Here is a 22,261-nt window from a genome sequence, read left to right as displayed (position 1 = left end):
TATTTCCTGTCATTCATGTTATAATGGATGAATATGAAGAATCGGAGTGAGACTATGAAATACAAACGGATTGTCTTTAAGGTGGGGACTTCTTCTCTGACAAATGAGGATGGAAGTTTATCACGTAGTAAGGTAAAGGCTATTACCCAGCAGTTGGCTATGTTGCACGAGGCTGGTCATGAATTGATTTTGGTGTCGTCAGGTGCCATTGCGGCTGGTTTTGGGGCCTTAGGATTTAAAAAGCGTCCGACTAAGATTGCTGATAAGCAGGCTTCAGCAGCGGTAGGGCAAGGGCTTTTGTTGGAAGAATACACGACCAATCTTCTCTTGCGCCAAATCGTTTCTGCACAAATCTTGCTGACCCAGGACGACTTTGTGGATAAGCGTCGTTATAAAAATGCCCATCAAGCCTTGTCAGTTCTACTTAGCCGTGGGGCGATTCCTATTATTAACGAGAATGACAGTGTCGTCATTGATGAGCTCAAGGTCGGGGACAATGACACTCTAAGTGCCCAGGTAGCAGCTATGGTCCAAGCAGATCTTTTGGTCCTCTTGACAGACGTAGACGGTCTATATACAGGAAATCCTAATTCAGATCCAAGAGCAAAACGCTTGGAGAAAATCGAGACTATCAATCGTGAGATTATTGATATGGCCGGTGGAGCAGGTTCGTCTAATGGTACAGGGGGCATGTTAACCAAAATCAAAGCTGCAACTATCGCGACGGAATCAGGAGTTCCTGTTTATATCTGCTCATCCTTGAAGTCAGATGCCATGATTGAGGCAGCTGAGGAGACCAAGGATGGTTCCTACTTTGTTGCTCAAGAGAAAGGACTTCGTACCCAGAAACAATGGCTGGCCTTTTATGCTCAGAGTCAAGGTTCTATTTGGGTTGATAAAGGGGCTGCAGAAGCTCTCTCCCAACATGGAAAGAGTCTTCTCTTATCTGGTGTTGTTGAAGCAGAAGGAGCCTTTTCTTACGGTGATATCGTGACAGTATTTGACAAGGAAAGTGGAAAATCACTTGGAAAAGGGCGTGTGCAATTTGGTGCATCTGCTTTGGAGGATATGTTGCGTTTTCAAAAAGCCAAGGGGGTCTTGATTCACCGTGATGACTGGATTTCCATTACTCCTGAAATCCAACTACTCTTTACAGAATTTTAGAGGTAAACTATGGTAAGTACACAAGAACAATTTGAACAGGTACAGGCTGTTAAAAAATCAATCAATACAGCTAGTGAAGACGTGAAAAACCAAACCTTGCTAGCCATGGCTGATCACTTAGTAGCTGCTACAGAGGAAATTTTAGCAGCCAATGCCCTTGATATGGAAGCGGCCAAAGGTAAAATCTCAGATGTGATGCTGGATCGTCTTTATTTGGATGCAGGTCGTATAGAAGCGATGGCAACTGGTATTCGTGAAGTGGTTGCTTTACCAGATCCAATCGGTGAAGTTTTAGAAACAAGTCAGCTTGAAAATGGTTTGGTTATCACCAAGAAACGTGTGGCCATGGGTGTTATCGGTATAATCTATGAAAGCCGTCCAAATGTGACGTCTGATGCGGTTGCTTTGGCTCTTAAGAGTGGAAATGCAGTTGTTCTTCGTAGTGGTAAGGATGCCTATCAAACAGCACATGCTATTGTCACAGCCTTGAAGAAGGGCTTGGAGACGACTACTATTCACCCAGATGTGATTCAACTGGTGGAAGATACCAGCCGAGAAAGCAGCTATGCCATGATGAAGGCAAAGGGCTATCTAGACCTTCTCATTCCTCGTGGAGGAGCTGGTTTGATCAATGCCGTAGTTGAGAATGCTATCGTACCCGTTATCGAGACAGGAACTGGGATTGTCCATGTTTATGTCGATAAGGACGCAGATGACGACAAGGCACTGTCTATCATCAACAATGCTAAAACAAGTCGTCCTTCTGTCTGCAATGCCATGGAGGTTCTGCTGGTTCATGAAGACAAGGCAGCAAGCTTCCTTCCTCGCTTGGAGCAAGTTCTAGTTACAGAGCGTAAGGAAGCTGGACTGGAACCAATTCAATTCCGCTTGGATAGCAAAGCAAGTCAGTTTGTTTCAGGCCAAGCAGCTGAGGATCAAGACTTTGACACCGAGTTTTTGGACTATGTCCTAGCTGTTAAAGTAGTTTCAAGTCTTGAGGAAGCCGTCGAGCATATTGAAGCACACAGTACTCATCATTCGGATGCCATTGTGACGGAAAACGCTGCAGCTGCAGCTTACTTTACAGATCAAGTGGACTCTGCAGCGGTTTATGTCAATGCCTCAACTCGTTTCACAGATGGAGGCCAATTTGGTCTGGGTTGTGAAATGGGAATTTCTACTCAGAAACTGCACGCGCGTGGTCCAATGGGCTTAAAAGAATTGACTAGCTACAAGTATGTGGTTACTGGTGACGGACAGATAAGGGAGTAAGAGATGAAGATTGGATTTATCGGATTGGGGAATATGGGTGCTAGTTTGGCCAAGGCTGTTTTGCAGGCCAAGACGGGTGCTCAGATTCTCCTTGCCAATCGTAGCCAAGACAAGGTGGATGCTTTCATCGCCAACTTTGGTGGTCAGGCTTCCAGCAATGAAGAAATTTTTGCAGAAGCAGATGTGATTTTTCTAGGAGTTAAGCCTGCTCAGTTTTCTGAACTGCTTTCTCAATACCATACTATCCTTGAAAAGCGAGCATGTCTTCTTTTAATCTCCATGGCAGCTGGATTGACTTTAGAAAAACTAGCAAGTCTTATCCCAAATCAACACAGAATTATTCGTATGATGCCAAATACCCCTGCTTCTATTGGTCAAGGAGTCATTAGTTATACCTTGTCAGCCAACTGCCAAGCAGATGATAAGGAAGTCTTTTGTCAACTTTTACAACATGCCGGTTTATTGTTTGAAATCAGTGAAGGCTTAATCGATGCAGCGACAGGTCTTGCAGGCTGTGGGCCGGCCTTTGTCTATCTCTTTATTGAGGCCTTGGCAGATGCAGGTGTTCAGACTGGATTGCCACGAGAGACAGCATTGAAAATGGCGGCTCAAACTGTGGTAGGAGCTGGTCAATTGGTCCTAGAAAGCCAAGAGCATCCTGGAGTATTGAAAGACCAAGTCTGCAGCCCAGGAGGTTCGACTATCGCTGGTGTAGCAAGCTTAGAAGCGCATGCTTTTCGAGGAACAGTCATGGATGCAGTTCATCAAGCCTATAAACGAACACAAGAATTAGGTAAATAAGAGGTGGATTTGTCTGCCTCTTTTATGGTGGTTGATACTCTTCGAAAATCTCTTCAAACTGCGTCAGCTTCCATTTGCAACCTCAAAACAGTGTTTTGAGCAACCTGCGGCTAGCTTCCTAGTTTGCTCTTTGATTTTCATTGAGTATGAAATGAGAAGACAAAAAAGATTGTCACAAACCTCTATTTTTTTGATAGAATAGAAGTAGTAAAAAAGAAATGAGTTAGACATGTCAAAAGGATTTTTAGTCTCTCTTGAGGGACCAGAGGGAGCAGGAAAGACCAGTGTTTTAGAGGCTCTGCTCCCAATTTTAGAGGAAAAAGGGGTAGAGGTGCTGACGACCCGTGAACCTGGCGGAGTCTTGATTGGGGAGAAGATTCGGGAAGTAATTTTGGATCCAAGTCATACTCAGATGGATGCGAAGACAGAGTTGCTTCTTTATATTGCCAGTCGCAGACAGCACTTGGTGGAAAAAGTTCTTCCAGCACTTGAAGCTGGCAAGTTGGTCATTATGGACCGCTTCATCGATAGTTCGGTTGCCTATCAGGGATTTGGTCGTGGCTTGGACATTGAAGCCATTGACTGGCTTAACCAGTTTGCGACAGATGGCCTCAAACCCGATTTGACACTCTATTTTGATATTGAGGTGGAAGACGGACTGGCTCGCATTGCTGCTAATAGCAATCGTGAGGTCAATCGTTTGGACTTGGAAGGGTTGGACTTGCATAAAAAAGTCCGTCACGGTTACCTTTCTCTTCTGGATAAAGAGGGAAATCGCATTGTCAAGATTGATGCTAGTCTTCCTTTTGAGCAAGTTGTGGAAACTACCAAGGCTGTCTTGTTTGACAGAATGGGCTTGGCCAAATGAAACAAGATCAACTAAAGGCTTGGCAGCCAGATCAGTTTGACCGCTTTGTCCGTATCTTGGAGCAAGACCAGCTCAATCATGCCTACCTCTTTTCAGGTTTCTTTGGAAGTTTGGAAATGGCGCAATTTTTAGCTAAGAGCCTCTTTTGTACGGATAAAGTTGGCGTCTTACCATGTGAGAAATGCCGAAATTGCAAGCTGATTGAACAGGAAGAGTTTCCAGATGTCACCTTGATTAAGCCAGTTAATCAGGTCATTAAGACAGAACGCATTCGGGAATTGGTGGGTCAGTTTTCCCAAGCAGGGATTGAAAGTCAGCAACAGGTCTTTATTATCGAGCAAGCTGAGAAAATGCATCCTAACGCAGCCAATTCTTTGCTCAAGGTCATCGAAGAACCCCAGAGTGAGGTTTATATTTTCTTCTTGACTAGCGATGAGGAAAAGATGTTGCCGACAATCCGAAGTCGGACCCAGATTTTTCACTTTAAAAAGCAAGAAGAGAAGCTCATCTTGCTCTTAGAACAAATGGGGCTGGTTAAGAAAAAAGCAACTCTATTAGCCCAGTTTAGTCAATCGCGAGCTGAAGCAGAAAAGTTAGCCAATCAGGCAAGTTTTTGGACCTTGGTCGATGAAAGTGAACGCCTGCTGACTTGGTTAGTAGCTAAGAAAAAAGAAAGTTATTTGCAAGTTGCCAAACTAGCTAGCTTGGCAGATGACAAGGAAAAGCAGGATCAGGTTTTACGGATTCTTGAAGTGCTCTGTGGGCAGGACCTCTTGCAAGCAAGAGTAAGGGTGATTCTACAAGATTTGCTAGAAGCTAGAAAAATGTGGGAAACTAATGTCAGCTTTCAAAATGCCATGGAATATCTGGTCTTGAAAGAAATATAAACTAAAAAATGAATGATAAAGAAAGGAAAGGGCTGGTTTATGGACAAAAAAGAATTATTTGACGCGCTGGATGATTTTTCCCAACAGTTATTGGTAACCTTAGCTGATGTGGAAGCCATCAAGAAAAATCTCAAGAGCTTGGTAGAAGAAAATACAGCTCTTCGCTTGGAAAATTCTAAGTTGCGCGAACGCTTAGGTGAGGTGGAAGCAGATGCTCCTGTCAAGGCCAAGCATGTTCGTGAAAGTGTTCGTCGCATTTACAAAGACGGATTTCACGTATGTAATGATTTTTATGGACAACGTCGAGAACAGGACGAAGAATGTATGTTCTGTGACGAGTTGTTATACAGGGAGTAAACATGCAGATTCAAAAAAGTTTTAAGAGGCAGTCTCCCTATGGCAAGCTGTATCTAGTGGCAACACCGATTGGCAATCTAGATGATATGACCTTTCGCGCCATCCAAACCCTGAAAGAAGTGGACTGGATTGCGGCTGAGGACACGCGCAATACAGGTCTATTGCTCAAGCATTTTGACATTTCTACCAAGCAGATTAGTTTTCATGAGCACAATGCCAAGGAAAAGATTCCTGATTTGATTGGTTTCCTGAAAGCAGGGAAAAGTATTGCTCAAGTATCCGATGCGGGTCTGCCTAGTATCTCAGACCCTGGTCATGATTTGGTTAAGGCAGCTATTGAGGAAGAAATTGCGGTTGTCACAGTCCCAGGTGCTTCTGCAGGGATTTCTGCCTTGATTGCCAGTGGTTTAGCGCCACAGCCACATATCTTTTACGGCTTTTTACCAAGAAAATCAGGCCAGCAAAAGCAATTTTTCGATTTGAAAAAAGACTATTCTGAAACACAGATTTTCTATGAATCCCCCCATCGTGTGGCGGATACGTTGGAAAATATGCTAGAAGTCTACGATGATCGCTCGGTCGTCTTGGTCAGGGAATTGACCAAAATCTATGAAGAATACCAAAGAGGTACCATTTCTGAATTGCTGGAAAGCATTTCTGAAACGCCACTCAAGGGTGAATGCCTTCTCATCGTTGAAGGTGCCAGTCAGGATGTGGAAGAAAAAGACGAGGAAGATTTGTTCTTAGAAATCCAAGCCCGTATTCAGCAAGGCATGAAGAAAAATCAAGCTATCAAGGAAGTCGCTAAGATTTACCAGTGGAATAAAAGCCAGCTTTATGCTGCCTACCACGAATGGGAAGAAAATGACTAAACAGGGAAGTTTGCCTTCTTCCCTGTTTTTGTTATACTAGTAGAAGAAAAAAATAGAAAGATTTGTGGGTGTCAAACAGTCCAGTGGGGTGTTTTGATATGGACTTACGTCCCACCCAAAGAGGTATTAGTGTCGTGTCTCAATCTTATATCAATGTTATCGGTGCTGGTTTGGCAGGTTCTGAAGCAGCCTACCAAATTGCAGAACGTGGTATTCCAGTTAAACTTTATGAAATGCGTGGTGTCAAGTCAACACCTCAACACAAAACAGATAATTTTGCAGAGTTAGTTTGTTCTAATTCCTTGCGTGGGGATGCCTTGACTAATGCTGTTGGTCTCCTCAAGGAAGAAATGCGTCGCTTGGGTTCTGTTATCTTGGAATCTGCTGAAGCAACTCGTGTTCCTGCAGGAGGAGCGCTTGCGGTGGACCGTGATGGTTTCTCCCAAATGGTGACCGAAAAAGTGGCCAACCACCCCTTGATTGAAGTGGTGCGTGATGAAATTACAGAATTGCCGACAGATGTTATTACGGTTGTCGCTACTGGTCCTTTGACTAGCGATGCCTTGGCTGAAAAGATTCATGCCCTTAATGATGGCGATGGTTTCTATTTCTACGATGCGGCAGCGCCTATTATCGATGTCAACACTATCGATATGAGCAAGGTTTATCTCAAGTCTCGTTATGATAAGGGAGAAGCCGCTTATCTCAACGCTCCCATGACCAAGCAGGAGTTTATGGATTTCCATGAAGCCTTGGTCAATGCAGAAGAAGCACCGCTCAATTCCTTTGAAAAAGAAAAGTACTTTGAAGGCTGTATGCCTATCGAAGTTATGGCCAAACGTGGCATTAAAACTATGCTTTATGGTCCTATGAAACCAGTCGGTTTGGAGTATCCAGACGACTACACAGGACCTCGTGATGGAGAATTTAAAACACCTTATGCGGTTGTGCAACTTCGTCAGGATAATGCAGCTGGTAGCCTATACAATATTGTTGGTTTTCAGACCCACCTCAAATGGGGAGAACAAAAGCGTGTCTTCCAAATGATTCCAGGTCTTGAAAATGCCGAGTTTGTCCGTTATGGTGTTATGCATCGCAATTCTTACATGGATTCACCAAATCTTCTTGAGCAGACTTACCGTTCTAAGAAACAACCAAATCTCTTCTTTGCTGGTCAGATGACGGGTGTGGAAGGCTATGTTGAGTCCGCAGCGTCAGGATTAGTTGCGGGTATTAACGCTGCTCGTCTCTTCAAGGGAGAAAGCGAGGCTATTTTCCCAGAGACAACAGCGATTGGAAGTCTGGCTCATTACATCACCCATGCTGACAGCAAGCATTTCCAACCAATGAATGTCAACTTTGGGATTATCAAGGAGTTGGAAGGCGAACGTATCCGTGATAAGAAGGCTCGTTATGAAAAAATTGCAGAGCGTGCTCTTAGCGACTTAGAGGAATTTTTAACGTTCTAATTTTTTTGAAAGAATTGCTCATGATACTATAAAAATCTTAGAAATTGTGATAAAATAGGTAGGATAAAAAAAGGAGAGTGAAAATGGCGAATCCCAAGTATAAACGTATTTTAATCAAGTTATCAGGTGAAGCCCTTGCCGGTGAACGTGGCGTAGGGATTGATATCCAAACAGTTCAAACAATCGCAAAAGAGATTCAAGAAGTTCATAGCTTAGGTATCGAAATTGCCCTTGTTATTGGTGGAGGAAATCTCTGGCGTGGAGAACCTGCTGCTGAAGCAGGAATGGACCGCGTTCAGGCAGATTACACAGGGATGCTTGGGACTGTTATGAATGCTCTTGTGATGGCAGATTCATTGCAACAAGTTGGGGTTGATACACGTGTGCAAACAGCTATTGCTATGCAACAAGTGGCAGAGCCTTATGTCCGTGGACGTGCCCTTCGTCATCTTGAAAAAGGCCGTATCGTTATCTTTGGTGCCGGAATTGGTTCACCTTACTTCTCAACCGATACAACAGCGGCCCTTCGTGCAGCTGAAATCGAAGCAGATGCTATTCTTATGGCTAAAAACGGTGTCGATGGTGTTTACAATGCCGATCCTAAGAAAGACAAGACAGCCGTTAAGTTTGAAGAATTGACCCACCGTGACGTTATCAATAAAGGTCTTCGTATCATGGACTCAACAGCTTCAACCCTCTCAATGGATAACGACATTGACTTGGTTGTCTTCAACATGAACCAACCAGGCAACATCAAACGTGTCGTATTTGGCGAAAATATCGGAACAACAGTTTCAAATAATATCTAAGAAAAGGAATAAGAAAGATTATGGCTAACGCAATTATTGAAAAAGCTAAAGAGAGAATGACCCAGTCTCACCAATCACTTGCTCGTGAATTTGGTGGTATCCGTGCTGGTCGTGCCAATGCAAGCTTGCTTGACCGTGTACATGTAGAATACTATGGAGTAGAAACTCCTCTTAACCAAATCGCTTCAATTACGATTCCAGAAGCGCGTGTTTTGTTGGTAACACCATTTGACAAGTCTTCATTGAAAGACATCGAACGTGCCTTGAACGCTTCTGATCTTGGTATCACACCAACTAATGACGGTTCTGTGATTCGCTTGGTTATCCCTGCTCTGACAGAAGAAACTCGTCGTGACCTTGCTAAAGAAGTGAAGAAGGTCGGCGAAAATGCTAAAGTGGCTGTCCGCAATATCCGTCGCGATGCTATGGACGAAGCTAAGAAACAAGAAAAAGCAAAAGAAATCACTGAAGACGAATTGAAGACTCTTGAAAAAGACATTCAAAAAGTAACAGACGATGCTGTTAAACACATCGACGACATGACTGCCAACAAAGAGAAAGAACTTTTGGAAGTCTAAAAATAAAAAACAGAAAAACTCAGTTGGCATTGCTGGCTGAGTTTTATTCGAAAGAAGGAAATATGAATACAAATCTTGCAAGTTTTATCGTTGGACTGATCATCGATGAAAACGACCGTTTTTACTTTGTGCAAAAGGATGGTCAAACCTATGCTCTTGCCAAGGAAGAAGGTCAACATACAGTAGGGGATACGGTCAAAGGTTTTGCCTACACGGATATGAAGCAAAAACTCCGCCTGACAACCATAGAAGTGACTGCCACTCAGGACCAATTTGGTTGGGGAACTGTAACGGAAGTTCGTAAAGACTTGGGTGTCTTTGTGGATACAGGACTTCCTGACAAGGAAATCGTTGTGTCACTCGATATTCTCCCTGAGCTCAAGGAACTCTGGCCTAAGAAGGGCGACCAACTCTACATCCGTCTTGAAGTGGACAAGAAAGACCGTATCTGGGGACTCTTGGCCTATCAAGAAGACTTCCAACGTCTGGCTCGTCCTGCTTACAACAACATGCAGAATCAAAACTGGCCAGCCATTGTTTACCGCCTCAAGCTGTCAGGGACCTTTGTATATCTGCCAGAGAATAACATGCTTGGCTTTATCCATCCTAGCGAACGCTATGCAGAGCCACGTTTGGGGCAAGTCTTAGATGCGCGTGTCATTGGTTTCCGCGAAGTGGACCGCACTCTGAACCTCTCCCTCAAACCACGTTCTTTTGAAATGTTGGAAAATGATGCTCAGATGATTTTGACTTATTTGGAAAGCAATGGCGGTTTCATGACTTTAAATGATAAGTCATCTCCAGATGACATCAAAGCAACCTTTGGTATCTCTAAAGGTCAGTTCAAGAAAGCACTCGGTGGCTTGATGAAGGCTGGTAAAATCAAGCAAGACCAGTTTGGGACAGAGTTGATTTAGGGTGACATATGAGAAAATCATTTTACACATGGCTCATGACTGAGCGCAATCCTAAAAGTAACAGTCCCAAGGCTATATTGGCAGACCTCGCTTTTGAAGAGTCAGCTTTTCCAAAACACACAGACGATTTTGATGAGGTCAGTCGCTTTTTGGAGGAGCATGCCAGTTTCTCTTTTAACCTAGGTGACTTTGACGCTATCTGGCAAGAATACTTAGAACACTAGCATGATTCATTGGGTTTGGGCTAGTAATTTCTCCATCCCTTTGCTATAATAAAAAGAAATAAACGGATTAGAGAGGTTCTTTATTTGAAGGAACATTCAATTGACATTCAACTGAGTCATCCAGATGACCTGTTTCATCTTTTTGGTTCCAATGAACGCCATCTTCGTTTGATGGAAGAAGAGCTTGATGTGGTGATTCATGCTCGTACGGAGATTGTCCAGATTTTGGGAGAGGAGACTGCTTGTGAGGAAGCTCGTCAGGTTATTCAAGCTCTCATGGTCTTGGTAAATCGTGGGATGACTGTCGGTACACCAGATGTGGTGACGGCTATTAGCATGGTCAAAAATGATGAAATCGACAAGTTTGTTGCCCTTTACGAAGAAGAAATCATCAAGGACAATACAGGGAAGCCTATCCGTGTCAAAACACTGGGTCAAAAACTTTATGTGGACAGTGTCAAACAGCATGATGTGACCTTTGGAATCGGACCTGCAGGGACAGGGAAGACCTTCCTTGCAGTGACCTTGGCAGTGACTGCCCTTAAACGTGGGCAAGTCAAGAGGATTATTCTAACTAGACCAGCGGTGGAAGCAGGAGAGAGTCTAGGTTTTCTTCCGGGTGATCTTAAGGAGAAGGTAGATCCTTACCTTCGCCCCGTTTATGATGCCTTGTATCAGATTCTGGGAAAAGACCAAACAACTCGTCTCATGGAGCGTGAAATTATCGAGATTGCGCCCCTTGCCTATATGCGTGGACGAACCTTGGATGATGCCTTTGTCATTCTCGATGAGGCTCAAAATACGACCATCATGCAGATGAAGATGTTTTTGACGCGTTTAGGCTTTAATTCTAAGATGATTGTCAATGGAGATATCAGTCAGATTGACCTGCCACGTAATGTCAAGTCAGGTTTGATTGACGCCCAAGAAAAGCTCAAGAACATTCACCAGATTGACTTTGTTCATTTTTCAGCTAAGGATGTGGTTCGCCATCCTGTTGTCGCTCAGATTATCCGAGCTTATGAACCAGCTCCAATTAAAAATGAAGAGAATGAAGAAGTCCAAGAAGAAACAGAATAGCAAAAAAGAGCAGTTCGGTTGGAATTGCTCTTTCTTTTATCTAATAATTAGATTTTTTAGATTAGTTCATCAATTGGAGTATGTTTTTTATCGAGGCCTTGGGCTACTGGAAGACTGGCTAAGTAACCTTGATAAGTGGTAACACCTTGGCGCAAGCCCTCATCTTCAGCAATTGCTTGCACAAATCCTTTTCCTGCCAAGGATTCTATATATGGAAGTGTGACATTGGTTAGGGCAATGGTAGAAGTACGGGCTACAGCACCTGGGATGTTGGCAACTGCATAGTGGAGTACACCGTGTTTTTCATAGACAGGTTCATCGTGAGTTGTCACACGGTCAGCTGTCTCGATAACACCACCTTGGTCAACGGCAACGTCAACGATGACTGAACCTGGGCGCATTTGCTTGACCATCTCATCTGTCACCAATTTTGGTGCTTTGGCACCTGGGATGAGAACCGCTCCGATCACCACATCTGCATCTCTCACACTGGCTTCAATGTTAAATGAATTGGACATAAGTGTTTGGATTTGATGGCCAAAGACCTCCTCTAAAACGGAGAGACGTTTAGCACTGATATCAAGGATTGTTACTTGAGCACCAAGACCAAGCGCAATTCGAGCAGCATGGGTTCCTACGACACCGCCACCGATGATGGTTACTTTCCCTTTAGGTACACCCGGTACACCACCTAGTAGGACGCCAGAACCTCCTGCTTGCTTAGTTAGGAAATGAGCACCGATTTGGACTGCCATACGGCCTGCAACCTCACTCATAGGTACGAGGAGTGGTAATTGACCTTGGGAATCACGGACAGTTTCATAGGCAATCCCAGTTGTTTTTGATTCCAACATAGCATCTGCTAATTCTGGAGCAGCGGCCATGTGCAAGTAGGTAAAGAGAAGCAGGTCGTCACGTAAGTAACCATATTCAGAAGCTAGTGGTTCTTTTACTTTCACGACCAACTCAGCTGCCCAGGCTTCACCAGCAGTAGCGACAATTTCAGCTCCTTGCTTTTGATAGTCAGCATCAGTAAAGCCAGAACCGAGACCAGCATTTGTTTCGATAAGGACGCGATGACCACGACCGACTAAACTGTGGACACCAGCAGGTGTGAGGGCAACACGGTTTTCATTATTCTTAATTTCTTTTGGAATTCCGATTAACATAGAGAAAAACTCACTTTCTATTGACGGGTTGTAAATGATTTATCACAATTATCTATAAAATAAGGTGATGATTTTATTCTATATGAAACCGCTTTAAAAAGCAAGAAAAATTTGTTGTAACTTATTTTTTATGCTAGACTGATAGAAAATACTTTTGAATGGTAGAAACGTATGGAATCAATCTTTTTAAAACTAGCTCAGTATCCAATAGTGGAGACTGAGCGTTTATTGCTTAGACCTGTAACTTTGGATGATGCGGAAGCAATGTTTGAGTATGCCTCGGATAAGGATAATACACGTTACACTTTTCTAACCAATGAAAGCTTGGAAGAAACCAAGAATAACATTGCTCAGTTCTACTTGACCAATCCCTTGGGACGCTGGGGAATAGAATTAAAAAGCAATGGCAAATTTATTGGAACCATTGACTTGCACAAGATTGATCCTGTTCTTAAGAAGGCAGCTATTGGCTACATTATCAATAAAAAGTATTGGAATCAAGGATTGACGACAGAAGCCAATCGTGCCGTGATTGAGCTGGCTTTTGAGAAGATAGGGATGAATAAGTTGAGTGCCCTTTACGATAAGGACAATCCTGCATCTGGAAAGGTCATGGAGAAATCAGGCATGCGTTTTTCACATGAAGAACCATATGCTTGTATGGACCAGCATGAAGAAGGCCGAATCGTGACAAGAGTTCATTATGTCTTGACCAAGGAAGACTATTTTGCAAATAAATAAGCAGTTGAGAAGAAATTTTCAACTGTTTTTTCTTCCTCTTACGAATAATCTAAGAGAGGAGAAAATATGGAAGCAATTATCGAAAAAATCAAAGAGTATAAAATCATTGTCATCTGTACTGGTCTGGGCTTGCTTGTAGGAGGATTTTTCCTGCTAAAGCCAACTCCACAAACACCTGTCAAAGAAACGAATTTACAGGCAGAAGTCGCAGCTGTTTCCAAGGATTCATCGACCGAAAAGGAAGTGAAGGAAGAACCGGTTGAACAAGATCTAATCACAGTAGATGTCAAAGGTGCTGTCAAATCTCCGGGTATTTACGATTTGCCGGTAGGTAGTAGGGTCAATGATGCCGTACAGAAAGCAGGTGGATTGACAGAAGAAGCAGATAGCAAGTCGCTCAATCTAGCTCAGAAAGTTAGTGATGAGGCTCTGGTTTACGTTCCAACTAAGGGGGAAGAAGCAGCTAGTCAACAGACTGCTTCTGGGACGGCCTCTTCGACGAGCAAGGAAAAGAAGGTCAATCTCAATAGGGCCAGTCTGGAAGAACTCAAGCAGGTCAAGGGATTGGGTGGTAAACGTGCTCAGGATATTATCGACCATCGTGAATCAAATGGGAAATTCAAGTCGGTAGACGAACTCAAGAAGGTCTCTGGTATTGGTGCTAAAACGATAGAAAAGCTAAAAGACTATGTTACAGTGGATTAAGAATTTCCCTATTCCCCTAATCTATCTTAGTTTTCTATTGCTCTGGCTTTACTACGCCATTTTTTCAGCGTCCTATATCGCACTGCTAGGCTTCGTTTTTCTGCTGGTCTGTCTCTTTCTCCAATTTCCGTGGAAGTCTGCTGGTAGAGTTCTAGCGATTTGTGGAATCTTTGCCTTCTGGTTTGTTTTTCAAACTTGGCAACAGAGTCAAGTGAGTCAAAATTTGGCAGATTCTGTTGAAAGGGTACGGATTTTGCCTGACACTATTAAGGTCAATGGTGACAGTCTATCCTTTCGGGGCAAGTCTGATGGACGCATTTTTCAAGTATATTATAAACTCCAGTCCGAGGAGGAGAAAGAAGCCTTTCAAGCTTTAACCGACCTTCATGAGATAGGACTAGAAGGGAAGCTTTCGGAGCCAGAAGGGCAGAGAAATTTTGGAGGCTTTGACTACCAAGCCTATCTGAAAACTCAGGGGATTTACCAGACACTCAACATCAAAAAAATCCAGTCACTCCAAAAGGTTGGCAGTTGGGATATAGGTGAAAACCTGTCCAGTTTACGCCGTAAGGCTGTAGTTTGGACTAAGACGCACTTTCCAGACCCTATGCGTAACTACATGACGGGGCTTCTATTAGGACATCTGGACACAGACTTTGAGGAGATGAATGAGCTTTATTCCAGTCTAGGAATTATTCACCTCTTTGCCTTGTCGGGTATGCAGGTAGGCTTTTTCATGGATGGATTTAAGAAACTTCTCTTGCGATTGGGCTTGACCCAAGAAAAGTTGAAATGGCTGACTTATCCCTTTTCCCTTATTTATGCAGGTCTGACAGGATTTTCAGCTTCGGTCATTCGCAGTCTCTTGCAGAAGCTACTGGCTCAACATGGGGTTAAGGGCTTGGATAATTTTGCCTTGACGGTTCTTGTCATCTTTATTATCATGCCCAACTTTTTCCTGACTGCAGGAGGAGTCTTGTCCTGCGCTTATGCTTTTATCTTGACCATGACCAGCAAAGAAGAGGAGGGGCTTGAGGCTATTGCCAGAGAAAGTCTAGTCATTTCTTTGGGAATATTGCCCATTCTATCCTTCTATTTTGCGGAATTTCAACCTTGGTCCATCCTTTTGACCTTTGTCTTTTCCTTTCTTTTTGACTTGGTCTTCTTACCGCTCTTGTCTATCTTATTTGCCCTTTCCTTTCTCTATCCAGTCATTCAGCTTAATTTTATTTTTGAATGGTTGGAGGGCATTATTCGCTTGGTCTCACAGGTGGCAAGTAGACCTCTGGTTTTTGGACAAGCTAATGCATGGCTTTTAATTTTATTGTTAATTTCCTTGGCTTTTGTCTATGATTTGAGGAAAAACATTAAAAGGCTAGCAGTGTTGAGCTTATTGATTGCAGGTCTATTTTTCTTTACCAAGCATCCACTGGAAAACGAAATCACCATGCTGGATGTAGGGCAAGGGGAAAGTATTTTCCTACGGGATGTAGCTGGTAAGACAATTCTCATAGATGTTGGTGGCAAGGCAGAATCTGATAAGAAAATCGAGGCTTGGCAAGAAAAGGCGACGACCAGCATTGCCCAGCGAACCTTGATTCCCTATCTCAAAAATCGAGGAGTAGCCAAAATTGACCAGCTGATTTTGACAAATACGGACAAGGAACATGTTGGAGATTTGTTGGAGGTGACCAAGGCTTTTCATGTAGGGGAGATTTTAGTATCAAAAGGAAGTCTGAAACAGAAGGAATTTGTGGCAGAACTACAGGCGACTCAAACCAAGGTGCGCAGTGTGACAGCAGGAGAGAACTTGCCAATTTTTGGAAGTCAGTTAGAAGTCCTATCTCCAAGGAAAATTGGAGATCATGAAGATACCCTGGTTTTGTATGGAAAACTCTTGGATAAAAACTTTCTTTTCACTGGAAATTTGGAGGAGAAAGGAGAGAAGGACATGCTGAAGCACTATCCTGACCTAGAAGTGGATGTTTTGAAAGCTAGCCAACATGGCTCTAAAAAATCATCAAGTTCAGCCTTTCTAGAGCAGCTCAAACCAGAGCTTACTCTTATCTCAGTTGGAAAGAACAATCGAACGAAACTACCTCATCAGGAAACTTTGACACGACTGGAAGGTATCAATAGCAAAGTTTACCGAACTGACCAGCAAGGAGCTATACGCTTTAAAGGTTGGAAAAATTGGAAAATCGAAAGTGTTCGATAGGAAGGACAAATATTATATATTAGTAAAATGAACTAAAAATCTGTTGCATAATAATGATAAAAACGATATAATGAAAACGTATTTAATGTTAATGATATAAAACCATTAAAAATTAGTAAAAATCGTTTAATTAGTTAGTTTATGATCTATTGGTCTTTTTCAGTCCAGTGTATCTGCTGTGAGCGTTCTTAAAACTTATCGGGTTCTTAAAACTTATCGGTATGATTGGAATATCTACTATAAGTCTAGTATGAATTACCACAGATATAGCTATATTGACGTTCTGTTATGATCTCGTTATTATAGCTATTCTGAGTATAAAGTTGATGGTGGCTGTAATTACAATCGTTATGAGGTACTAAACTACTACAGCGGAGGCTATTAATTCTTAAAGAGTGAGAAAAAGGAGGGCTAGATATGTTGCAGCTTACTCATGTGACCTTAAAAACGCGACACGTCATCTTACAAGATGTTGATTTTACATTTGAAAAGGGTAGGATTTATGGTATTCTTGCTATCAATGGTTCTGGAAAGACAACACTGTTCCGCGCCATTAGCAATTTAATTCCTATAAGTAGCGGAAATATCTCAGTCTCTCCTTCTTTGTTTTATTATGAGAGTATTGAATGGCTGGATGGAAACTTAAGTGGGATGGACTATCTTCGCCTTATCAAAAACATCTGGAAGTCAGGGCTGAACTTGGGGGATGAAATTGCTTATTGGGAAATGTCTGACTATATCAACCTTCCCATTCGCAAGTATTCCTTAGGTATGAAGCAACGCTTGGTGATTGCCATGTATTTCCTTAGTCAGGCGAAATGCTGGCTCATGGATGAGATTACAAATGGCTTAGATGAGTATTATCGTCAGAAGTTTTTTGATAGGCTAGCACAAATCGATAGACAAGAACAGCTGGTTCTTTTAAGTTCCCACTATAAGGAGGAGTTGCTTGATGTCTGCGATAGAGTAGTAACCATTCATCAGGGGCAAATAGAAGAGGTTTAGTTTATGAAAGATGTTAGTCTATTTTTATTAAAAAAAGTTTTCAAAAGTCGCTTAAACTGGATTATCTTAGCTTTATTTGTATCTGGACTCGGTGTTACCTTTTATTTTAATAGTCAGACTGCAAACTCCGTCAGCTTGGAGAGCGAGTTGGAAACCCGTCTTGTAAAAGATGAGAGAGTCATCAATGAATATGAAGAGGAACTCTCCCAAATTTCTGATACCAACTCGGAGGAATACCAGATTGCTAAAATTAATTTAGAATCGCAAAAAAATCTTTTGACTCAAAAGAAAGAAATTCTGGATTTGTTAAAAGAAGGACGCTGGAAAGAAGCTTACTATTTGCAGTGGCAAGATGAAGAGAAGAATTATGAAGTTATGTCAAATCAACCGACTGCTAGCTCTGACTTTAAAATGGCGGTTGACCGCCAACGAAAGATTTACCAAGCCCTGTATCCCTTGAATATAAAAGCACATACTTTGGAGTTTCCGACCCACGGGATTGATCAGATTGTCTGGATTTTAGAGGCTATCATCCCAAGCTTGTTTGTGGTTGCTATTATTTTTATGCTAACACAACTATTTGCAGAAAGATATCCAAATCATCTGGATACAGCTCAGTTATATCCTTTTTCAAAAGTGACATTTGCAATATCTTCTCTGGGAGTTGGAGTGGGCTATGTAACTGTGCTGTTTATCGGAATCAGCGGATTTTCTTTTCTAGTGGGAAGTCTGATAAGTGGTTTTGGACAGTTAGATTATCCCTACCCGATTTATAGCTTAGTGAATCAAGAGGTAACTATTGGAAAGATACAAGATATGTTATTTCCTAGCTTGTTCTTAGCTTTCTTAGCCTTTATCGTCATTGTGGAAGTAGTGTACTTGATTGCTTACTTTTTCAAGCAAAAAATGCCTGTCCTTTTTCTTTCACTCATTGGGATTGTTGGCTTACTGTTTGGCATCCAAACAATTCAGCCTCTTCAAAGGATTGCACATCTGATTCCCTTTACTTACTTGCGTTCAGTGGAGATTTTGTCTGGAAGATTACCTAAGCAAATTGATAATGTCAATCTGAATTGGGGTATGGGGCTGGTCTTACTTCCTTGCCTGATTCTCCTTTTGTTAGTGGGGATTCTATTTATCGAAAGATGGGGAAGTTCACGTAAAAAAGAAGTTTTTAAGGCTTAGTTTTCCTATGGGGAAGCTAAAGAAAAACTAATATAGGGAGGGAATCAACTTGGTTCTCTCTTTTTGATTAGGAAATCAATGCAAAATACAAACACAAACTTTTCAAAAAAATAACTTTTTATCTTGACAAGGGCTAGAAAACTTGGTATTATATAAAAGTTGAGAAAAGCAGAAGTGAGAGCTTCTCGCCTTGTGACATTAAGTTGCCTGGCCCTACGGATGAAAAGTTTCTAAGAAACGCTATCATAACGTGCGGGCTTGTATATTTACGAGTCCGCTATTGTTTTTCTCTAATAAAACAAAAGAGGTGAAAACCATAGCAAAGCAAGACTTATTCATCAATGATGAGATTCGTGTACGTGAAGTTCGCTTGATTGGTCTTGAAGGAGAACAGCTAGGCATCAAGCCACTCAGTGAAGCGCAAGCTTTGGCTGATAACGCTAATGTTGACCTAGTATTGATTCAACCCCAAGCCAAACCGCCTGTTGCAAAAATTATGGACTACGGTAAGTTCAAATTTGAGTACCAGAAGAAGCAAAAAGAACAACGTAAAAAACAAAGCGTTGTTACTGTGAAAGAAGTTCGTCTAAGTCCAACTATTGACAAGGGTGACTTTGATACAAAACTTCGTAATGCACGTAAGTTCCTTGAAAAAGGAAATAAAGTTAAGGTATCTATTCGCTTTAAGGGTCGTATGATTACCCATAAAGAGATTGGTGCAAAAGTTTTAGCCGAGTTTGCTGAAGCAACTCAAGATATTGCCATCATCGAACAACGTGCTAAAATGGATGGACGTCAAATGTTCATGCAATTGGCGCCAGCGACTGACAAAAAATAATTGTCAGAAAGTTAAATAAAGGAGAAAAAATCATGCCAAAACAAAAAACACACCGCGCATCAGCTAAACGTTTCAAACGTACAGGTTCTGGTGGACTTAAACGTTTCCGTGCTTACACTTCTCACCGTTTCCACGGAAAAACTAAGAAACAACGTCGTCATCTTCGTAAAGCATCTATGGTGCATTCAGGAGATTACAAACGTATCAAAGCAATGCTTACTCGCTTGAAATAATAGCTTGACTGTAAGTAAACAATTCTAGGAAATATTTGGAGGAAATAAAACATGGCACGTGTTAAAGGTGGCGTTGTATCACGCAAACGTCGTAAACGTATTCTTAAATTAGCAAAAGGTTACTATGGAGCTAAACACATCTTGTTCCGTACTGCAAAAGAACAAGTAATGAACTCTTACTACTATGCATACCGTGACCGTCGTCAGAAAAAACGTGACTTCCGCAAATTGTGGATTACTCGTATCAATGCGGCAGCTCGTATGAACGGACTTTCATACTCACAATTGATGCATGGTTTGAAATTGGCTGAGATCGAAGTTAACCGTAAAATGCTTGCTGACTTGGCTGTTAACGATGCAGTAGCTTTCACAGCTCTTGCAGATGCAGCTAAAGCAAAACTTGGTAAATAACAACTGATGAGACTGGAACAGGATTGTCCCAGTCTTTTTAAAAATAAAGGAGAAAAATATGGCTTCAAAAATGCTACACACTTGCTTGCGAGTAGAAAATCTTGAAAAATCAATCGCATTCTATCAAGATGCTTTTGGTTTTAAAGAATTGCGTCGTAGAGATTTCCCAGATCATGCCTTCACGATTGTCTATCTAGGACTTGAAGGTGACGACTATGAGTTGGAATTGACTTATAACTACGATCACGGTCCTTATGTGGTAGGAGATGGTTTTGCCCATATCGCCCTCAGTACACCTGATCTTGAGGCGCTTCATCAAGAGCACAGTGCAAAAGGCTATGAAGTGACTGAGCCAAATGGTCTACCAGGAACTGCACCTAACTATTACTTTGTCAAAGACCCTGATGGCTACAAGGTCGAAGTCATTCGTGAAAAATAATCTCGTGAAGTCAAGTAGAATGTTCGTTTTCTACTTGACTTTTTTTGGTTGAAAGAGTATACTAGTAAAAATTTAACCTTTAAGGGGAGTCCAGAGAGACTCACAAGGTGTCAGATAAAAGAATAGTACAATTTTCTAGAGGGGACTTTTTGAGTGTGCTCTCTTCTGTTGTACGATTTTAACTGAGGCCTTGCACTAGCAAGGTCTTTTCTTTGTCTGCTCCCCTTAAAATTTAAGGAGGAAAAGTCATGAATCCCACATGTAAGAAACGTTTGGGTGCGATTCGATTGGAAACCATGAAGGTGGTTGCACAGGAGGAAATTGCGCCAGCAATCTTTGAATTAGTTCTAGAAGGGGAAATGGTTGAAGCCATGCGAGCAGGCCAATTTCTTCATCTGCGTGTTCCCGATGATGCTCATCTCTTGCGCCGTCCTATTTCAATTTCGTCTATTGATAAGGTTAAGAAGCAGTGTCGTCTTATTTATCGGATTGAAGGGACTGGGACAGCTATTTTCTCAACCTTAAGTCAGGGAGATACTCTTGATGTGATGGGGCCTCAAGGGAATGGTTTTGACTTGTCTGACCTAGATGAGCAGAGCCAGATTCTCTTAGTTGGAGGGGGGATTGGTGTACCTCCTTTACTTGAGGTGGCCAAGGAATTGCATGCGCGTGGAGTAAAAGTAGTGACTGTTCTCGGTTTTGCTAATAAGGATGCTGTTATTTTAGAGGCGGAATTAGTTCAGTATGGTCAAGTTTTTGTAACGACAGATGATGGTTCTTATGGTATCAAGGGAAATGTTTCCGTTGTTATCAAGGATTTAGACAATCAGTTTGATGCTGTTTACTCATGTGGGGCGCCTGGAATGATGAAGTATATCAATCAAACCTTCTATAACCATCCAAGAGCCTATCTATCTCTGGAATCTCGTATGGCTTGTGGGATGGGGGCTTGCTATGCCTGTGTCCTAAAAGTACCAGAAAGCGAGACGGTCAGCCAACGCGTCTGTGAAGATGGCCCTGTTTTCCGCACAGGAACAGTTGTATTATAAGGAGAAAATCATGACTAGAAATCGTTTACAAGTTTCTCTACCAGGTTTGGATTTGAAAAATCCAATCATTCCAGCATCAGGCTGTTTTGGTTTTGGCAAAGAGTATGCCAAGTACTATGATTTAGACCTTTTAGGTTCTATTATGATCAAGGCAACGACACTTGAACCTCGTTTTGGCAATCCAACTCCAAGGGTGGCAGAGACGCCTGCTGGTATGCTCAATGCAATTGGCTTGCAAAACCCTGGTTTGGAAGTTGTTTTGGCCGAAAAGCTTCCTTGGCTGGAAAGGGAATATCCAAATCTTCCTATTATCGCCAATGTAGCTGGTTTTTCAAAACAAGAGTATGCAGCTGTTTCTCGTGGAATTTCCAAGGCAGCCAATGTAAAGGCTATCGAGCTCAATATTTCTTGTCCCAATGTCGACCACTGTAATCACGGACTTTTGATTGGTCAAGATCCGGATTTAGCTTATGATGTGGTGAAAGCAGCTGTGGAAGCGTCTGATGTGCCAGTTTATGTCAAATTAACCCCTAGTGTGACGGATATCGTCACTGTCGCAAAAGCTGCAGAAGAGGCGGGAGCAAGTGGCTTGACTATGATTAATACTCTGGTTGGAATGCGTTTTGACCTCAAAACCAGAAAACCAATTTTGGCCAATGGAACAGGTGGAATGTCTGGTCCAGCAGTATTTCCAGTAGCCCTCAAACTTATCCGCCAAGTCGCCCAAACAACAGACCTGCCTATCATTGGAATGGGGGGAGTGGATTCGGCAGAAGCAGCTCTAGAAATGTATCTGGCTGGAGCATCTGCTATTGGAGTTGGAACAGCTAACTTTACCAATCCCTATGCCTGTCCTGATATCATCGAAAATTTACCAAAAGTTATGGACAAATACGGCATTAGCAGTCTGGAAAATCTCCGCAAGGAAGTAAAAGAGTCTTTGAGGTAAACTGCAATCTATCTGTTCTTG

The 22,261-nt window shown here is 42.3% G+C and carries 25 protein-coding genes and 1 other annotated feature; of the genes, 24 read left to right on the top strand and 1 reads right to left on the bottom strand.

Annotated elements, in window-relative coordinates; translation table 11 throughout:
• Positions 1–54: 54 nt before the first annotated feature.
• The 13 genes from proB (at position 55) to HT698_RS01120 (ending at position 11,298) form a co-directional block, all read left to right on the top strand.
• A complete protein-coding gene (gene proB / locus HT698_RS01180; RefSeq protein ID WP_240147146.1) occupies positions 55–1,164 on the top strand; it encodes a glutamate 5-kinase in 1,110 nt (369 codons plus the stop codon).
• Between the two features lie 9 nt (positions 1,165–1,173).
• Positions 1,174–2,436 (top strand): glutamate-5-semialdehyde dehydrogenase, encoded by a 1,263-nt coding sequence (locus HT698_RS01175; RefSeq protein ID WP_173218251.1) that lies wholly within the window; start codon positions 1,174–1,176, stop codon positions 2,434–2,436.
• Between the two features lie 3 nt (positions 2,437–2,439).
• Positions 2,440–3,237, top strand: coding sequence for a pyrroline-5-carboxylate reductase (proC, locus tag HT698_RS01170; protein ID WP_173249608.1), 798 nt, complete (start codon positions 2,440–2,442; stop codon positions 3,235–3,237).
• A gap of 229 nt (positions 3,238–3,466) precedes the next feature.
• Complete coding sequence (tmk, locus tag HT698_RS01165; RefSeq protein ID WP_164226002.1) at positions 3,467–4,105, top strand: dTMP kinase; 639 nt, start codon at positions 3,467–3,469, stop codon at positions 4,103–4,105.
• A complete protein-coding gene (locus HT698_RS01160; RefSeq protein WP_173218255.1) occupies positions 4,102–4,992 on the top strand; it encodes a DNA polymerase III subunit delta' in 891 nt (296 codons plus the stop codon). The genes tmk and HT698_RS01160 overlap by 4 nt, the downstream gene beginning before the upstream one ends.
• Positions 4,993–5,031: 39 nt before the next feature.
• Positions 5,032–5,349, top strand: coding sequence for a DNA replication initiation control protein YabA (gene yabA / locus HT698_RS01155; RefSeq protein ID WP_000358227.1), 318 nt, complete (start codon positions 5,032–5,034; stop codon positions 5,347–5,349).
• A gap of 2 nt (positions 5,350–5,351) precedes the next feature.
• Positions 5,352–6,221, top strand: a complete 870-nt coding sequence (rsmI, locus tag HT698_RS01150; protein ID WP_173218257.1) for a 16S rRNA (cytidine(1402)-2'-O)-methyltransferase — start codon at positions 5,352–5,354, stop codon at positions 6,219–6,221.
• Positions 6,222–6,355: 134 nt separating this feature from the next.
• Complete coding sequence (gene trmFO, locus HT698_RS01145) at positions 6,356–7,690, top strand: methylenetetrahydrofolate--tRNA-(uracil(54)-C(5))-methyltransferase (FADH(2)-oxidizing) TrmFO (RefSeq protein WP_173218511.1); 1,335 nt, start codon at positions 6,356–6,358, stop codon at positions 7,688–7,690.
• Positions 7,691–7,773: 83 nt separating this feature from the next.
• Positions 7,774–8,499: a UMP kinase gene (gene pyrH, locus HT698_RS01140; RefSeq protein ID WP_000002995.1), complete on the top strand. Its 726-nt coding sequence runs from the start codon at positions 7,774–7,776 to the stop codon at positions 8,497–8,499.
• 20 nt (positions 8,500–8,519) lie between these two features.
• Positions 8,520–9,077 (top strand): ribosome recycling factor, encoded by a 558-nt coding sequence (gene frr / locus HT698_RS01135; protein WP_173218259.1) that lies wholly within the window; start codon positions 8,520–8,522, stop codon positions 9,075–9,077.
• A gap of 62 nt (positions 9,078–9,139) precedes the next feature.
• A complete protein-coding gene (gene cvfB / locus HT698_RS01130; RefSeq protein WP_001095435.1) occupies positions 9,140–9,994 on the top strand; it encodes an RNA-binding virulence regulatory protein CvfB in 855 nt (284 codons plus the stop codon).
• An 8-nt stretch (positions 9,995–10,002) separates the two neighbouring features.
• Entirely contained in the window at positions 10,003–10,218 is a 216-nt protein-coding gene (locus HT698_RS01125; protein ID WP_001232084.1) for a YozE family protein, read from the top strand.
• Positions 10,219–10,302: 84 nt separating this feature from the next.
• Positions 10,303–11,298, top strand: a complete 996-nt coding sequence (locus HT698_RS01120; protein WP_173218261.1) for a PhoH family protein — start codon at positions 10,303–10,305, stop codon at positions 11,296–11,298.
• 56 nt (positions 11,299–11,354) lie between these two features.
• On the opposite strand, the gene ald is transcribed toward HT698_RS01120, so the two are convergent.
• On the bottom strand, positions 11,355–12,467 hold the full coding sequence (ald, locus tag HT698_RS01115) for an alanine dehydrogenase (RefSeq protein ID WP_173218263.1): 1,113 nt from the start codon (positions 12,465–12,467) through the stop codon (positions 11,355–11,357).
• Positions 12,468–12,638: 171 nt separating this feature from the next.
• Between ald and HT698_RS01110 the strand changes: the two genes are divergently transcribed.
• The 11 genes from HT698_RS01110 to HT698_RS01060 all read left to right on the top strand — a co-directional run bounded on the left by HT698_RS01110 (position 12,639) and on the right by HT698_RS01060 (position 22,240).
• Positions 12,639–13,208, top strand: a complete 570-nt coding sequence (locus HT698_RS01110; RefSeq protein WP_173218265.1) for a GNAT family N-acetyltransferase — start codon at positions 12,639–12,641, stop codon at positions 13,206–13,208.
• 66 nt (positions 13,209–13,274) lie between these two features.
• A complete protein-coding gene (locus HT698_RS01105; RefSeq protein ID WP_173218267.1) occupies positions 13,275–13,913 on the top strand; it encodes a helix-hairpin-helix domain-containing protein in 639 nt (212 codons plus the stop codon).
• Complete coding sequence (locus HT698_RS01100; RefSeq protein ID WP_173218269.1) at positions 13,897–16,131, top strand: DNA internalization-related competence protein ComEC/Rec2; 2,235 nt, start codon at positions 13,897–13,899, stop codon at positions 16,129–16,131. Before HT698_RS01105 ends, HT698_RS01100 begins: the two co-directional genes overlap by 17 nt.
• A 417-nt stretch (positions 16,132–16,548) precedes the next feature.
• Positions 16,549–17,136 carry an ABC transporter ATP-binding protein gene (locus tag HT698_RS01095; RefSeq protein WP_173218271.1) on the top strand — a complete coding sequence of 196 codons (588 nt, stop codon included), beginning with the start codon at positions 16,549–16,551 and terminating at the stop codon, positions 17,134–17,136.
• Positions 17,137–17,139: 3 nt separating this feature from the next.
• Positions 17,140–18,321, top strand: coding sequence for a hypothetical protein (locus HT698_RS01090; RefSeq protein WP_173218273.1), 1,182 nt, complete (start codon positions 17,140–17,142; stop codon positions 18,319–18,321).
• 160 nt (positions 18,322–18,481) lie between these two features.
• Positions 18,482–18,613 (top strand) — a sequence feature (ribosomal protein L20 leader region).
• 15 nt (positions 18,614–18,628) lie between these two features.
• On the top strand, positions 18,629–19,159 hold the full coding sequence (gene infC / locus HT698_RS01085; protein ID WP_000848180.1) for a translation initiation factor IF-3: 531 nt from the start codon (positions 18,629–18,631) through the stop codon (positions 19,157–19,159).
• A 32-nt stretch (positions 19,160–19,191) separates the two neighbouring features.
• On the top strand, positions 19,192–19,392 hold the full coding sequence (rpmI, locus tag HT698_RS01080; protein ID WP_001125943.1) for a 50S ribosomal protein L35: 201 nt from the start codon (positions 19,192–19,194) through the stop codon (positions 19,390–19,392).
• A gap of 51 nt (positions 19,393–19,443) precedes the next feature.
• Positions 19,444–19,803, top strand: a complete 360-nt coding sequence (gene rplT / locus HT698_RS01075) for a 50S ribosomal protein L20 (protein WP_000124836.1) — start codon at positions 19,444–19,446, stop codon at positions 19,801–19,803.
• A gap of 58 nt (positions 19,804–19,861) precedes the next feature.
• Entirely contained in the window at positions 19,862–20,242 is a 381-nt protein-coding gene (locus tag HT698_RS01070; RefSeq protein WP_000157153.1) for a VOC family protein, read from the top strand.
• A 248-nt stretch (positions 20,243–20,490) separates the two neighbouring features.
• Complete coding sequence (locus HT698_RS01065; protein WP_173218275.1) at positions 20,491–21,291, top strand: dihydroorotate dehydrogenase electron transfer subunit; 801 nt, start codon at positions 20,491–20,493, stop codon at positions 21,289–21,291.
• On the top strand, positions 21,254–22,240 hold the full coding sequence (locus HT698_RS01060; protein WP_173218277.1) for a dihydroorotate dehydrogenase: 987 nt from the start codon (positions 21,254–21,256) through the stop codon (positions 22,238–22,240). Before HT698_RS01065 ends, HT698_RS01060 begins: the two co-directional genes overlap by 38 nt.
• Positions 22,241–22,261 lie beyond the last annotated feature (21 nt).

Origin of the sequence: Streptococcus sp. 3109 (genome assembly GCF_013276905.1) — a bacterium.
Lineage (GTDB): Bacteria > Bacillota > Bacilli > Lactobacillales > Streptococcaceae > Streptococcus.
This window is presented reverse-complemented; position numbering and strand designations above follow the sequence as displayed.

What these genes read in the sequence shown, in the direction of transcription:
- proB (WP_240147146.1), top strand. Translation starts at nt 55, where the DNA reads ATGAAATACAAACGGATTGTCTTTAAGGTGGGGACTTCTTCTCTGACA.
- HT698_RS01175 (WP_173218251.1), top strand. Translation starts at nt 1,174, where the DNA reads ATGGTAAGTACACAAGAACAATTTGAACAGGTACAGGCTGTTAAAAAA.
- proC (WP_173249608.1), top strand. Translation starts at nt 2,440, where the DNA reads ATGAAGATTGGATTTATCGGATTGGGGAATATGGGTGCTAGTTTGGCC.
- tmk (WP_164226002.1), top strand. Translation starts at nt 3,467, where the DNA reads ATGTCAAAAGGATTTTTAGTCTCTCTTGAGGGACCAGAGGGAGCAGGA.
- HT698_RS01160 (WP_173218255.1), top strand. Translation starts at nt 4,102, where the DNA reads ATGAAACAAGATCAACTAAAGGCTTGGCAGCCAGATCAGTTTGACCGC.
- yabA (WP_000358227.1), top strand. Translation starts at nt 5,032, where the DNA reads ATGGACAAAAAAGAATTATTTGACGCGCTGGATGATTTTTCCCAACAG.
- rsmI (WP_173218257.1), top strand. Translation starts at nt 5,352, where the DNA reads ATGCAGATTCAAAAAAGTTTTAAGAGGCAGTCTCCCTATGGCAAGCTG.
- pyrH (WP_000002995.1), top strand. Translation starts at nt 7,774, where the DNA reads ATGGCGAATCCCAAGTATAAACGTATTTTAATCAAGTTATCAGGTGAA.
- frr (WP_173218259.1), top strand. Translation starts at nt 8,520, where the DNA reads ATGGCTAACGCAATTATTGAAAAAGCTAAAGAGAGAATGACCCAGTCT.
- cvfB (WP_001095435.1), top strand. Translation starts at nt 9,140, where the DNA reads ATGAATACAAATCTTGCAAGTTTTATCGTTGGACTGATCATCGATGAA.
- HT698_RS01125 (WP_001232084.1), top strand. Translation starts at nt 10,003, where the DNA reads ATGAGAAAATCATTTTACACATGGCTCATGACTGAGCGCAATCCTAAA.
- ald (WP_173218263.1), bottom strand. Translation starts at nt 12,467, where the DNA reads ATGTTAATCGGAATTCCAAAAGAAATTAAGAATAATGAAAACCGTGTT.
- HT698_RS01110 (WP_173218265.1), top strand. Translation starts at nt 12,639, where the DNA reads ATGGAATCAATCTTTTTAAAACTAGCTCAGTATCCAATAGTGGAGACT.
- HT698_RS01105 (WP_173218267.1), top strand. Translation starts at nt 13,275, where the DNA reads ATGGAAGCAATTATCGAAAAAATCAAAGAGTATAAAATCATTGTCATC.
- HT698_RS01100 (WP_173218269.1), top strand. Translation starts at nt 13,897, where the DNA reads ATGTTACAGTGGATTAAGAATTTCCCTATTCCCCTAATCTATCTTAGT.
- HT698_RS01095 (WP_173218271.1), top strand. Translation starts at nt 16,549, where the DNA reads ATGTTGCAGCTTACTCATGTGACCTTAAAAACGCGACACGTCATCTTA.
- HT698_RS01090 (WP_173218273.1), top strand. Translation starts at nt 17,140, where the DNA reads ATGAAAGATGTTAGTCTATTTTTATTAAAAAAAGTTTTCAAAAGTCGC.
- rpmI (WP_001125943.1), top strand. Translation starts at nt 19,192, where the DNA reads ATGCCAAAACAAAAAACACACCGCGCATCAGCTAAACGTTTCAAACGT.
- rplT (WP_000124836.1), top strand. Translation starts at nt 19,444, where the DNA reads ATGGCACGTGTTAAAGGTGGCGTTGTATCACGCAAACGTCGTAAACGT.
- HT698_RS01070 (WP_000157153.1), top strand. Translation starts at nt 19,862, where the DNA reads ATGGCTTCAAAAATGCTACACACTTGCTTGCGAGTAGAAAATCTTGAA.
- HT698_RS01065 (WP_173218275.1), top strand. Translation starts at nt 20,491, where the DNA reads ATGAATCCCACATGTAAGAAACGTTTGGGTGCGATTCGATTGGAAACC.
- HT698_RS01060 (WP_173218277.1), top strand. Translation starts at nt 21,254, where the DNA reads ATGGCCCTGTTTTCCGCACAGGAACAGTTGTATTATAAGGAGAAAATC.